The following is a 13,219-nucleotide window of genomic DNA, read 5'->3' as shown; positions in this document are numbered from 1 at the left end:
GTGAGCGGACGCCCCCGGCGTCCCTCCCGCGAGATGCCACTTGTGCACGCTTTTCACGGCGTGTCGCGTACACAAGTGGCATCTCGCGGAGGGGGAGGCCGGGGGTTTCGTGCGTCCGGGGGGAGGAGGGGGCGGGGTGTCGAGCGGTTGCGAGGGGCGGCGTGGGCGGATAGACACGAGGGACGAGAACCGGAGGCACGATGACGAACCCGCGCTACTACGACCCGGTCGGCAAGGCGGTCCGCGCGCTCCTGGTCATCAGCTTCGTCTGCTTCGGACTCGCGGTCGGCTTCTTCGCCCTCGACATCGTGATGCCCGGCAGCATGACCGACGCACACCGCCCCTGGTCGGAGGCGAGCGGCGGACTGGCCTGCTTCGGGATCGCGGCGCTGATCGTGCACTACGCGACGGTCGCCATCGTCGGCGCGCTGCGCGGCCGCGGCTGATGCGGCGCTCTCTCTTGCTGATCGAGTAGCGCGCGGAGCGGGCGTATCGAGATCCACCGGCATCAGAAGCTGAGTCTGCAGACCCGCCCTGCTGAGGACGGTGGGTCTCGATACGCCCCTGCGGGGCTACTCGACCAGCATGCTCGCGGTGCTGCTGCAGGCTCGGCCGCACCACGTCCTTGCTGATCGAGTAGCCCGCGGAGCGGGCGTATCGAGATCCGCCAGCGTCAGAAGCTGAGTCGGCAGGCCCGCCCTGCTGGGGACGGTGGATCTCGATACGCCCCTGCGGGGCTACTCGACCAGCATGGGGCACGCGGAAACGCCTCCGGCTCGCGAGAACCCGGGGGTTCTGCGAGCCGGAGGCGGATTCACGTGCCGGAGCTGAGGGCTACGGGCACTTCTTGGCGGTGATGGCGACGCGGAGGGTGGCGTCGGGGGAGACGCCGGTGCCGCCCGCGGGGTCCTGGCCCGTCACCTGGCCGGCGTCCGGGGCGTTGCCGTTCTCGGTGCAGGACAGGGTGATCTTCGAGAAGCCGGCCGAGGCGAACGCGGCCTTGGCGGTCTCGAGGTCCTGGCCCACCACGTTCGGCACCGTCTGCTGACCGGCCGCGGGGGCGGCCGGAGCGGCGGGCTCCGCGGTCGGAGCGGGAGCGGGTGCCGGGCCCGAACTCGGGATGATCGTCACCGTGGTGCCGCGGGTCGCGGTACCGGAGGGGCTCTGGCGGACGACGGTGCCCGACGCGGCGGAGTTCGCCTCGGCGGCGCCCTCGCTCACGCTGAAGCCGGCCGACTCGAGCTTCGCCCGGGCGTCGCCGACCGAGAGACCGGTCACGTCGGGGACGTTGACGCGCGGCACGACCTGCAGCGAGCCGTCGGCCTCGGGGAAGGCGGTTCCGCCGTAGCGGGCATCGGCGGCGCGCATCACGACCGGCCAGATGCGGTGGCGAGCCGTCGCCGCGGAGCCGGAGTCGAACTTGAATCTGGGGAGGCGGAGGTTCGCGTCTCCCTTGATGTTGAAGACGCCCACCGCCGTCGCGACGCGGGTGCTGGCCCCGGTCATCCAGGTGGCCATCGCGTCATCGGTGGTACCGGTCTTGCCGATCAGCGGAACTCCGTCGCCGGTCCGCGACTGGAAGGCCGTGCCGCCGCCGGAGAACGTCGACTGCAGGGCGATCGCCGCCGTCGCGGCGACGTTGCGGTCGATCGACTGGCGGCAGTTCGCTGCAGGGACGGGCTGCTCGGCTCCGGTCGCGTCGACGATCTTGTCGATCGCGATCGAGTCGCAGGTCGATCCGCCGGACGCGATGGTGGCGAAGGCGCCGGCCATCGAGAGCGGGGACACGTAGTTGGTCCCGAGCACGGACGACGGGTTGTGCTCGAGCTCCTCGCCGTTGCCCCGCTTCACGCCCATGTCCGCCGCCGTGTTGCGGATGGCGCACAGGTCGAGCTCGCGGGCCATGCCGACGAAGCCCGTGTTGAGCGAGGTCTTGGTGAAGTCGACGGCGGTGCCGACCTGGCCGTTCCCGCCCTCGTCGTTCTTGGCGCTGGTCGTTCCGGCGTAGTTGGTGCCGCCGGGTGCGCACGAGTCCTCGAAGCTGCCCCAGATGGCCTTCCGGGTCCCGTCCACCGACTCGTTGATGCTGTGCCCCTCCTTCAGCCACTCCACCAGGGTGAAGAGCTTGTAGGTGGAGCCGGGCTGGATGCCGGAGGAGCCGCCGTAGGCTTGATCGGTGCTGAGGTTGATCGCGCTGTTGGAGGGGTCGGCCGCGAGGACGTCCGGGTCCTGCGAGTACTTCTTGTTCTGCGTCATCGCGAGGACGCGGCCGGAGCCGACCTCGACGCTGACGGAGACCGCTCCGACGTCGAAGTTCCAGGTCTGCGGGACCTGCGCGTTCACGGCTGCGACGGCCGCGTTCTGCAGGTCGACGTCGAGCGTCGTGTAGACGTCCAGGCCGCCGCGGCGGAAGTTCGTCCAGCGGGTGTCCTCGTCGTCGCCGAACGTCTTGTCGTTCTTGAGGATGTTGGTGACGTAGTCGCAGAAGTAGCCGGCGTCGCCGGCGGTGGAGCAGCCGGTGCTCGGCTCGGTGATCTGCGGCTCGATCGGCGACGCGATGGCGGCGTCGTGATCCTCCTGCGAGATCTTCCCCTCCTCCAGCATCTTGCCGATGATGTAGTCGCGGCGGTCCTTGTTGCGCTGGTAGCCGTTCGCGGCGCCGTTGTCGGGATTGTCCGGCTGGTCGAGGCGGAGCACGGCCGGGTTGTTCACGATCGCGATGAGGCTCGCGGCCTGGGCGACGGTGAGGTTCGCGGCGGTGGTGTTGTAGTAGTAGTTGGCGGCGGTCTCGATGCCGTAGGTGGTGCCGCCGAAGAACGCGATGTTCAGGTAGCCCTGGAGGATCTGGTCCTTCGAGTACTCCTTCTCGAGGCCGATCGCGAGCTTCATCTCGCGGAGCTTGCGCTCGGGGGAGGTGCGCGTCGCGGCGTCGATGGCGGCGGCGCGCTCGGCCTCGTCGGTGATGTTGCGGACGGCCTTCTCGACCAGCACGTTCTTCACGTACTGCTGCGTGATGGAGGAGCCGCCCTGGGTGTCGTTGCCGAGGACGTAGGTCTGCGCGACGGCGCGCAGAGTGCCGGGGAGGTCGACTCCGCCGTGCTCGTAGAAGCGGGGGTCCTCGCCGGAGACGGCGGCGTCCTTCGCGAACTGCGAGATCTGGTCCAGCGGGACCTCGATGCGGTTCTCGACGTAGAAGGAGGCGAGCAGCTGCGGGGAGCCGTCCGCGCGGGTCGCGTAGATGTTGCTCTTCTCGGAGAGCTTGTCGACCTCGAGGTACTCGGGGAGACCGTCGAACACTCCGATGGACTGGTTCGCGGCGACGCCGGCGATCGCCACGGCAGGAGTGACGGTGGCGGTCACGAGGACTCCTGCCACGACACTCATGCCGAGGAAGCCCACGACCGCCTTGATCACGCCACCGGTTGTCCTGCTGTCGGACGCCAAACCTTCTCCTTCGGGTAACCCCCGATCATCGCGACGGCCGCCACCGACGCCCCGGACGCCCATCTGCGCCGGGTCAACCCCGACAGACTAACCCGAGACCCGGGAATGACGAAGGGCCGGTCCGGGGCCTGAAAAGGACCTGTGCGCAGGCGAAGCACACTCCGTGCACCGCGCGAGCGTCGGCGGGCGTCCGGATCGGGCTCCTGCGGCGGGCCGTCAGCCGCTGACCGGCCAGACGTAGTCGAGCCCGGGCAGCGTGTCCGGGAAGAGCGGCGCGTAGTGCTCCGGGTCCTTCTCCACCAGCTTCGAGCGGTGCGAGAGGTGCACGTCGTCGCGGCCGAACCAGGACGGCAGCTCGATCTCGCCGGCCCGGTAGCGCGCGGCGTCCTCGGGGTCGAGCGCCAGGGCCGCCTCGGTCTTCTCGAGGCAGGTGTCGGCGAAGCCGCGGTCGGTCCAGGCGTCGCAGGTCTCGCGCTGGTACGCCATCACGGCCGGCCGGTAGCCGCGCCACATCCGCACGGCGGGGTGGTGCTGCCAGCCGTAGCCGGGCACGGTGAGCGCGCGCATGATCTGCAGCGTCTCGATCCGCTGCTTCCCGAGCCGCTTGCTGTCGAGGGCGCGGGCGCTCGCACGGAGATCGGGGACGGGGAGGAACGTCTGCACCCGCCCCATTCAAGACGACGCGGATGCTCCCCGGCTGTGTCCGCCCGGACGCCGCCCGGCCACCGGACCGTCACGCCGATGTCGCCTGCGCGGCGTACCGTGCGGCGCATGACCGGTCTCCCCCTTCTCGCCACCGACGACGTCCAGCTGCGCTGGGCGCGCCCCGAGGTGCTCGACTCCGCCCGGCACCGGATGCTCCGGCTGCTCACCCTCGCCGAGCGTCTGCGCTACGAGGCCACTGGCCGCCGCGAGGTGCGCGACGGCTTCCTCCTCGGCCGGGTGCTCGTCCGCGAGCTCGCCGCCGAGACGCTCGGGATCGATCCGCTCGACGTCCACGTCGACGCGCGCTGCGAGCAGTGCGGCGGGCCGCACGGCCGCCCGGTGCTCGGCGGCGACCACCCGGCGCTCGAGCGGATGCGGATCAGCATCGCCCACTGCGACGGCGCCGTCGTCGCCGCGCTGGCCACCGGTCGCGGGATCGGCATCGCCGCCGCCCGGACCCGTGCGGTGCGCGAGCGGATCGCGTCGGGGAGCGCGAGCGCGGAGCAGGTGCTGCAGGAGCTGCGGACCCGGGCCGTGACCAAGGTCGACGGCCGCGGATCCTCGAGCGGGGACGCGGTGCTCTTCCGCACCCGCGAGGGCGCGACGGAGGCGTGGATCGAGGGCGCGGAGGGCTACCTCGCCGTCTCGGAGCCGGTGGTGCACTCGGCGCTCGTCGTCACGGTCGCGGTCGCGCAGGACTGAGGGCCCGGCCGCGCTGCGGGGTGCCGGACGCGGCGAGCGGGACCCGCGCGGGCCTCACTCGAAGAGCGAGAGGGTGAGCGTCGAGCGGTAGGAACCGGCGGCGACGGTCGGCTCGGTGGCGAGGAGCAGGTCCGCGGTGGCGGACCAGGACCCGGAACCCGCTGGCGACTCGTCGACGGCACTGAGGAGCACCGCGTCGCGCACGCCCGAGCCGCCGTCGAGGACGCCCGAGACGCGGGGGCCCGCGGAGACCGCATCGCCGGGGCCGGTGAGCGCCGGGGTCCAGCCGAGGTGCGCCGCGCCGATCGAGGCGCCGCTCGCTCCGGTGAAGTCGCTCGCGGTGCCGAGGACGTACCAGCCGGAGGCGGCCGGGCTCTGCGCGGGGTCGCGGCTGTCGGTGACCGTGACCCTGGGCAGGGCGCCGAGGAACTGCCGGCTCAGGGGGGTGGAGCCGGACTCGACGAGCGTGGCGGCCGATCCGGCGACGGTCATCGACAGGGCTCCGGGACCGGTCGGCGGGTCGATGCTGACGCCCACGTCGACGCCACCGGCGTCCTGCCGCTCGGGGAGGCGCTCGGGGTCCTGGGGCGCGGTAGTCGCGGTCGGGGAGGTGCCGTCGGAGGAGCCCTGCGGGTCGTCGTCCTCCACGGGGGCGGCGGGGGTGGGGGTGCTCTCGGCCGACGGGACCGTGCAGCAGGCGGTCGCCGCGTCCGTCTCGGAGTCGCGGCCGCTGCGCGTGGCCGACGACGGCCAGGGCAGTGCCGTCGAGGAGGCGGTCGCCGTCGGGACGGGGAGGGGCGCGGAGGTCGGCGTGCTCTCCGGGGCGGTGACCGCCTCCGGAGCGACGGCCGCCGAGGCGAGGAGGACGCTGAGCGCGAGGGCGGCGGTGGGGACCGCGGTCGCGAGGACGGCGCGGGTGGTGCGGATCACTGAGGTTCCCGTTCTGCCGGCCGCGGCGGTGCGCCGACTCGAGATTCCTATCAGTGCGGGGACGGCGGGGGTCACCCCGCTTCCGGGTGCAGCCGGTGGGTGGGTCTCGATACGCCGCGTGCCGCGGCTACTCGACCAGCATTCAGAGAGGGGCTGCGGCTCGGCAGGCGAGGGCAGCGCTCCATGCTGATCGAGTAGCCCGCGCAGCGGGCGTATCGAGATCCACCACCGTCAGAAGGCGAGTCTGCAGACCCGCCCTGTTGAGGGCGGTGGGTCTCGATACGCCCCTGCGGGGCTACTCGACCAGCATGACAGGCGCCGCTGCGCGGCTGCTCGACCAGCATGCGCGTGGGCTGCGGCTCAGCAAGCGAGGGCGGCAGTTCATGCTGATCGAGTAGCCCGCGGAGCGGGCGTATCGAGATCCGGGCCGTCAGCAGGTGCGGGCCGGGTAGCTCACCTTCTGCTCGAGGGTGGAGGGGCCGGACGTCGCGGTCACGGTGACCTCGCCGGACGGCATCGACGCCTGGCGGGTGGTCCAGCTGTGGCTGGCGTTCGCGCCGGCCGCGACGCTCGCGAAGGCCTTCTGCCCGTACGCGGACGAGACGGTGACGCCGATCGGCGCGCTCTCGCCGTTGGTCGCCGTCACCGACAGCACCGCCTTGCCGGCGATGCAGCGCGAGGACACGACGGCCGGGACCTTCAGAGCGGGAGCGGCCGCCTCGGGCACGACGATCTCGGTGATCTTCAGGTACGAGTTCGGCGTCGAGAAGCTGAGCTTCAGCCCCGTGGCGTCGACCGCGGCGAAGGGGATCGTCGTCAGCGCGCCGTTCGCCGCCGGAGCGACGTTCTGCGCGGACGTCGGGCGCCAGACGCCGTCGGTGCCGCGGTAGGCGATGCTCACCGAGGCCAGCGTGCCCTCGGTGTTCGTGAACGACAGCCCGGCGACGCGGTGCGCCTCCGTGTTCGTCAGCGTGAAGTCCGCGCTGCCGGCGAAGGCCTGATCGGTCCAGGTCGACCACGCCGTCGCGACGTTCCCGTCGCAGGCGTTGCCGGCGGGCAGGGTCGCCCACTTGGTCTGGCTGAACGACGCCGAGACGGCGGCGCCCTTCACCCGGCAGACGTTCACCGGCGGTGCGGTGCCCCAGATCTGCACCTCGGCGATCGACTGCCAGGTGTTCGCGGCGCTCGTCAGGTGCAGGCGGAGGCCGGTGGTGTCCGGCAGCGAGGACAGGTCGAGGGCGACCGTCGGCGCGGCGTCGGTCGCGGCCTGCGAGAGGGTCGCGGCGACGCTGCTCGTGGTCCAGGCACCGTTCACCTGGTACTCGACCTCGATGCGCGAGGGCCAGGTCGCCGTCGCGCCGTCCTTGAAGGCGTGCACGGTCACCGAGTCGAGGTTCTGCGGGCTGCTCCAGGAGAAGGCGAGCCGGCTGTCGCGGGGGTAGCCGGTGCCGGTCCAGTCGTCCCAGCCCTTCGCCTTCACGTTCCCGTCGCTCAGCGTCGGCGCGAGGTCGGTGCGGCTCGAGACCGTGAGCGAGGCGCCGGGCGCGAGGTTGGCGATCCCGGGCTCCGCGACCTCGATGGTGCGGGTGAAGGTGCGGCCGCGCGCGAACTCGGAGTCGGCGGCGAGCGTGCCCGTCACCGTCAGCGTGCCGAGGAGCGCGGGGCCGGTGGGCGCCCAGGTGACGGCGACGTCGCGGGTGGCGGTGTCGGTCTTCACCGAGACCGTGGCGGGCAGGACAGCGGCGACGTCGGCGTTCCGGCGCACCGCGTCGGGGAGGCGGTCGTCGACGACCGACCAGGTGCCGGCTCCGACGCCCTTGTCGTCCCAGTAGGACTCGTTCCAGCCCGCGGCCCAGCGCGCCTGGTCCTCGACGGCGGGGTTGCGCATCTCGAGGCGGCCGTTCTCGCCGATGGTCATCGGCAGCCAGACGTAGTTCGAGTTGGACTCGCCGTCGGCCCAGCGGTCGCCCATGTAGACGTACTTCCCGGGCGCGAGCGTCAGCACGTTGGTCGACTGCGAGCCGAAGGTGGTCTTCCGGGTGTCGCCGACGGAGAGGAGTCCGTCGCCGCCCTCGGGGATCGCGTTGTAGGCGACGTTCTCGTTGACGTCGCCCTTCTCCACTCCGCGGATCCACGAACCGAGGATCGAGTCGGCCGTGTAGTAGGTCTGCGGGTTGGGCGCCCAGCCGGTCGCTCCGGACGCGATCGTGTAGTACTTCCCGCCGTTCGCGAAGATGGCGGGCGCCTCGAGGTGGCCGCACTCCTTCACGATCTGGAAGTCGGTGCCGCGGACGGGCGCTCCGGCCTTCCCGTCGGCGAAGACGTAGGGGTAGGTGCCGTCGGCCGAGTACTGGCCGGCGTCGAGGGTGTCCGTCGTGGTCGTGCGCTCGACGTTGGTGTAGTCGGCGTCGAGCTTCGCGATGTAGAGGGAGTAGTTCTCCTCGGAGGAGTAGGAGATGTACGCGGTGCCGTCCTCGTCCTGGAAGACGGTCATGTCCCGCGCCTGGCCGGGGACCGCGGAGGTGGTGCAGGCCTGGTAGTCGGAGCGGTTGTAGAGCCGGTAGACGCCCTGCATCGTGAAGGGGCCGGTCGGGCTGTCGGAGGTCGCGACGCCCGCCATCGACCGCGCGTAGGTGCTGCCGCCGGGAGTGATCCGGCCGTCGGAGTGCCACCACATCACCCACTTGCCGGTCTTCTCGTTGAAGAGCACCTTGGGCCGCTCGAAGATCGCGGTGTTCGGCGAGGCCTGCGTGGTGTCCAGGTGGTAGTCGAGCTCGGCGATGCGGTCGGCACGCGGCTGGCCGGCGTCGTCGACGGTGTCGTAGAGGGCGTCGAAGTAGGGGGACTTCAGGTCGTCGGGAGTGGCGACGCTGCGCAGCGCGACTCCCTTGTTCTCCCAGTTGTGGCCGTCGGTCGAGCGGTAGACGGCGACGCCGGGGCTGCTCCAGTAGCCCTTGGTGCGGTCCTCGCCGTACCAGTACTGCACCTCCTGGCCGTTCTCCTGCGTGGTGACGATCTGGCCGCCGTGCGCCTGGATGTGGCGCCCGTCGGTGTCGTACCAGGAGGGCTGGAAGTAGTCGGCGGCGGCGCGGCCCGGGTCCTGGATCGCGGGGTAGTCGGTGTAGACGGGCGGCGGACTCGTCCGCGGGACGCCGTCGTTCGGGTCGGTGACCACGCCGGAGGGGGCGGCCGCCGCGGGGGACGCTCCCGCTCCGAGGAGGACGGCCGCGAGGAGGGCCGCCACTCCCGCCGCCACGGATCGCTGTCGAGGACTCATGCTGTGCTCCTTTGCACGCCGGACCGATGTTCACGCAAACACCGCTTCTCGACCGTACATGGCGACGTCAACATTAAGCGAGGGGTCGGCGCTGCTCCGCTGGCGGCCGTGGGTCTCGAGACGCCCCTGCGGGGCTACTCGGCCAGCATGCGGCGTGCGTCCCGAGGTCCGCCGACCAAGCGGTGGTGACTTCATGCTGATCGAGTAGCCCGCGGAGCGGGCGTATCGAGATCCACCACCGTCAGGAGTCGGGTCTGCAGGCCGGGCCTGCTGAGGAACGCGGGTCTCGATACGCCCCTGCGGGGCTACTCGACCAGCATGCGGCGGGGAGCGTTGCGATGTGAGTTCCGCCCATCGGGGGGTAGGAGTTCATGCTGATCGAGTAGCCCGCGGAGCGGGCGTATCGAGATCCACCACCGTCAGGAGTCGGGTCTGCAGAGCCGGCCTGCTGAGCGGCGATTCTCGATACGCCCCTGGCGGGGCTACTCGACCAGCAGGGAGCGCGGGGCGCGCAGCTGCGTGAGCGGGCCGTCGTGCAGCGGCTCCGTCTCCCAGTGCGCCGTGAAGGTGCCGGCGGTGGGGTCGAGCGCGAGGTGCAGGCGGTGCGGCGTCTCGAGGAAGAGGACGTCGACGAGGAGGGTCCCGCCCTCGCCCGGGCCGGCGCTCGCCGCGAACGCGTCCGTGACGGTCCACTCGCCGGAGCCGGGGGCGAGCAGCAGCCGCTCCTCGCCCTCGATCAGCGCGAGGGACCAGCCGGCCGCGTCGCCCGCGATCTCCAGCGCGGTCAGCGAGCGGATCGCCGACCCGGCCGCGGGCGAGAAGCGCCCGGGCTCCGGCGCCGTGGGCAGCGCAGGGAGCGGCGCGAGCCCGAGCGAGCCGAGGCGCGCGAGCACTCGCGCGTCGGCCTCGACGGTCGAGCCGCGGCCGACCGCCGGCAGCAGGTGCTCCCAGACCGCGGCGAGGAGTGCGCCCGTGTCGGTGCTCTGCCCGGTGATCGCGACGACGAGGTCGTGATCGGGCAGGATCAGGCTGAACTGCCCGTAGGCGCCGTCGGCCCGGTAGCCGTGCAGCGAGCGCCAGAACTGGAAGCCGTAGCCCTGCTCCCAGTCGGGGGAGTCGGCCGGGGGAGTGGCGACGTGGGCGGTCGACGCCTCGGCGACCCACTCCGGCGAGAGGATCGTCGCGTCACCCCAGCGCCCGTCCTGGAGGTAGAGCTGACCGAGGGCGGCGGCCGCCTCCGTCGTCGTGTGCATCCCGCTGTAGCCGATCTCGCGATCCGAGGCGTCGCGGATCCAGGCGACCTCGCCGATCCCCAGGGGGTCGAGCAGGCGCGGGCGGAGGTACTCGGTCAGCGGCAGGCCGCTCACGCGCTGCACGATGGCGGCGGCGGCGAAGGTGCAGGGCTGGTTGTAGGCGAAGACGCTGCCCGGCTCCTGCTCCGGCGGCAGCAGCAGGAAGCCGCGGACCATGTCCACGGGATCGAGCTCGCGCGCCCGATCGATGGTCTCGGCGGAGTGACCGCTCGCCATCGCGAGGACGTCGCGGACGCGGATCGCCCGTGACCGCGGATCCGTGATCTCGGCGTCCAGCTCCGGGAAGAAGGAGAGGACGGTCGCATCGAGGTCGACGAGGCCCTCGCCCACCGCGAGGCCGACCGCCGCGGCCGTGAAGCTCTTGCTCAGCGAGTAGAGCAGGTGCAGCCGCTCGGCCGAGTACGGCGCCCACCACCCCTCGGCGACCACGGCCCCGGCGTGCACGACCATCAGGCCGTGCAGCTCGACGCCGGGAGCGGCCTCGATCGCGTCGAGCAGGTCGAGGACGCCACCGGCGTCGAGGGCGTGGGCGGAGGGGGTGCTTCTCGGCAGTGAGCGCGTCATGCCTCGATGCTACGCAGGCATGCTCCCGGCCGAGGCGGGGCCGCTGCCGCCGAACGGTCTCGTCGTCAGCGGCCCTCGCCTCCAGGGCTCGTGTCAGCCCGCTGCCGGTCCCGTCGGCAGGGTGAGGGTGCCGGTGAAGGGGGTGGAGTAGCGGGTGCCGAGGGGGGTGGTGCCGGAGAAGGTGCGGCTGAAGGTGATGCTCCCGGCGTCGAGGTCGGCCTGGGTGACCTCGGCTCGGACCTGGTAGTAGGGCGCGGGCTGGCCGGGGGCGAGGGCCATGCTCGTGTCGTTGACGTTGCGGAGTTCGACGTCGCCGCTGTTCACGGGGTAGGCGATCCAGGTGATCCGGGTGCCGACCTTGACGGCTTCGCCGTTCTTGAGTTCGAGGTGGCCCTCGAACTCTCCGGAGAGGCCTGGGCGCTCGGCGGGAGCGGGCAGGGTCAGAGTGCCGGTGACGGCGCCGGAGGTGTAGCGGGTGCCGGCGACGGTGGTGGCGTCGTAGGTCCTGCTGACGCTGACGGTGCCGGCGTCGAGGTCGGCCTGGGTGACCTGGCTCCTCCAGGAGAAGTGGTCGGTGGTCTCGCCGGGGGCGAGAGCCACGTCGATGCCGTCGATGGTGCTCAGCTCGATGTCGCCCGTGTTGGCGAGCTCGGCGGTCCAGGTGATCCAGGTGCCGGCGGTGACGGGTTCACCGTCCTTCGTGTCGAGGACGCCGGTGAAGTGCCCGTCGATGCCGGGGTGCTGGACCGGGAGGGTGAGGGATCCAGTGATGGTTCGGGAGTTGTAGGGGGTGCCGTCGGGGGTGGTGGCGGAGAGGGTAGCGGCGAAGGTGGCGGTGCCGGCGTCGATCTCCTCCTGGGTGAGCTTGGTCTGCCAGTAGCCGTTGGTGGCGGTCTGGCCGGGGGCGAGGTCGGTGTCGGTGCCGTTGAGGTTGTTGAGGGTGACGTCGCCGGTGTTGGTGGCCTCGATGTGCCAGGTGATCGTGGTGCTGGTGGTGGCGGGTTCGCCGTCCTTCTTGTCGAGCGTGCCGACGAGGCGTGCACTGACGCCGGGGTGCTCGACGGGGAGGGCGAGGGAGCCGTGGAGGGTGGGGGAGTTGTAGGGGGTGCCGTTGGGGGTGGTGGCGGAGAGGCGGGCGGCGTAGGTGGCGGTACCGGCGTCGATCTCCTCCTGGGTCAGACCGGTCTGCCAGTTGCTGTTGGTGGTGGTCTGGCCGGGAGCGAGGTCGGTGTCGGTGCCGTTGAAGTTGTTGAGGGTGACGTCGCCGGTGTTGGTGGCCTCGACGTGCCAGGTGATCCGGGTGCCGGGGGTGGCGGGTGCGCCGTCCTTCTTCTCGAGGGTGCCGATGAGGCGTGCGCTGACGCCGGGGTGCTCGACCGACGGGGTCACTGGCGACGAGGTCGCGGTGTGCGCGGTGACGGTCGCCGTCCCCGGCGACGCCTCGTCGGCGTGCGCGGCGGTCGCGGCGCCGCCGAGTAGGGCGAGGGACAGCGCTGCCGAGACCGTCATGTCGAGGGCTCGTGCGGTGTGAGGGCGACCGGAGGTGGGTCTGCGGGGACTGTGGCGCGGGGTCATGGCGCTCCTTGGCGTGAGGGGTGAACAGAGGATGTGAAACATTGTCACATCCACTGTCAACCCGGATCACGTCCGTCGTTCCCTGTGGCGGGAGACGCCCCTGGTCAGTCGGCCTGGGTGGGGAACGGCCCGAGGTCGAGCAGGAAGCGGAGGATCTCGCCGGCCGGGGCGCGGACGGCGGGGCCGGAGCCGAGCGACCAGGAGGCGTCCGTCGGCACGAGGGAGCTGCCGCGGGCCGCGGCGCGGATGGCCAGCGGTGCGCGGAGGGAGCGGTCGAGCGCGACGGCGCCGGACACGTTCTCGGGGAGCACGGTCTCGGGGGCGAGGGCGAGCTCGACCCGGACGGCCTCGACCAGCTCGGCGACGCCGGAGGGACCGCGGCCGGCGCGGCGGGCGGTGGCGAGGGCGGTGAGCGCCGCCGGCAGCGCTGCCGGGGCGGGGGGATCGGCGGCCTCGCGAGCGCCGAGGCGGGAGGCGAGCCGCTGCGTCGTGCTGCTGGAGAGCCGCACGACGAGGGCGCCGAGAAGAGGGGTGGAGACGGCACTGGCCGCCCCGCCCTCCGCGAAGGAGGGGGAGGCGGCCAGGACGGCGAGCCGGTCGAGCCGATCCGCGACGAGCGGGCGCCAGTCGTTGCTGACCCCCGACTCGTCGACCGAGGCTCCGGAGCTGAGCGGCAGGAACCGCGACCAGTCGGCCACGACCGGAGCGG

9 protein-coding genes are annotated in these 13,219 nt (G+C 72.0%); 2 read left to right on the top strand and 7 right to left on the bottom strand.

The features are described from left to right. Window positions 1-200 precede the first annotated feature (200 nt). A complete protein-coding gene (locus EDF35_RS17570; RefSeq protein WP_123447765.1) occupies window positions 201-446 on the top strand; it encodes a hypothetical protein in 246 nt (81 codons plus the stop codon). A gap of 388 nt (window positions 447-834) precedes the next feature. On the opposite strand, the gene EDF35_RS17565 is transcribed toward EDF35_RS17570, so the two are convergent. Together EDF35_RS17565 and EDF35_RS17560 are read right to left on the bottom strand one after the other, a co-directional pair. Then, window positions 835-3,444 (bottom strand): transglycosylase domain-containing protein, encoded by a 2,610-nt coding sequence (locus EDF35_RS17565; protein WP_166674155.1) that lies wholly within the window; start codon window positions 3,442-3,444, stop codon window positions 835-837. Window positions 3,445-3,660: 216 nt separating this feature from the next. Further along, window positions 3,661-4,116 (bottom strand): MSMEG_6728 family protein, encoded by a 456-nt coding sequence (locus tag EDF35_RS17560; RefSeq protein ID WP_243840044.1) that lies wholly within the window; start codon window positions 4,114-4,116, stop codon window positions 3,661-3,663. A gap of 99 nt (window positions 4,117-4,215) precedes the next feature. Here EDF35_RS17560 and EDF35_RS17555 point away from each other — a divergent pair, with 99 nt between their 5' ends. Continuing rightward, on the top strand, window positions 4,216-4,851 hold the full coding sequence (locus EDF35_RS17555; RefSeq protein ID WP_133963275.1) for a 4-phosphopantetheinyl transferase: 636 nt from the start codon (window positions 4,216-4,218) through the stop codon (window positions 4,849-4,851). A 54-nt stretch (window positions 4,852-4,905) separates the two neighbouring features. Here the strand turns inward: EDF35_RS17555 and EDF35_RS17550 are convergent, their stop codons facing one another. The 5 genes from EDF35_RS17550 to EDF35_RS17530 form a co-directional block, all read right to left on the bottom strand. After that, window positions 4,906-5,781 (bottom strand): hypothetical protein, encoded by an 876-nt coding sequence (locus EDF35_RS17550; protein ID WP_133963274.1) that lies wholly within the window; start codon window positions 5,779-5,781, stop codon window positions 4,906-4,908. A gap of 430 nt (window positions 5,782-6,211) precedes the next feature. Further along, window positions 6,212-9,058 (bottom strand): glycoside hydrolase family 43 protein, encoded by a 2,847-nt coding sequence (locus EDF35_RS17545; protein ID WP_133963273.1) that lies wholly within the window; start codon window positions 9,056-9,058, stop codon window positions 6,212-6,214. A 482-nt stretch (window positions 9,059-9,540) separates the two neighbouring features. Continuing rightward, window positions 9,541-10,935, bottom strand: a complete 1,395-nt coding sequence (locus EDF35_RS17540) for a serine hydrolase domain-containing protein (RefSeq protein WP_133963272.1) — start codon at window positions 10,933-10,935, stop codon at window positions 9,541-9,543. A gap of 93 nt (window positions 10,936-11,028) precedes the next feature. Further along, window positions 11,029-12,444, bottom strand: coding sequence for a hypothetical protein (locus EDF35_RS21450; protein ID WP_133963271.1), 1,416 nt, complete (start codon window positions 12,442-12,444; stop codon window positions 11,029-11,031). Window positions 12,445-12,614: 170 nt separating this feature from the next. Next, the gene (locus EDF35_RS17530) at window positions 12,615-13,208 is read right to left on the bottom strand and encodes a hypothetical protein (protein WP_133963270.1); all 594 of its coding nucleotides are present in this window, start codon (window positions 13,206-13,208) and stop codon (window positions 12,615-12,617) included. Window positions 13,209-13,219 lie beyond the last annotated feature (11 nt).

It is taken from the genome of Rathayibacter sp. PhB151 (genome assembly GCF_004366415.1).
In the GTDB taxonomy this organism is placed as follows: Bacteria; Actinomycetota; Actinomycetes; order Actinomycetales; family Microbacteriaceae; genus Rathayibacter; species Rathayibacter festucae.
The sequence above is the reverse complement of the archived record's forward strand: the minus strand, read 5'-3'. Positions and strand labels throughout refer to the sequence as shown.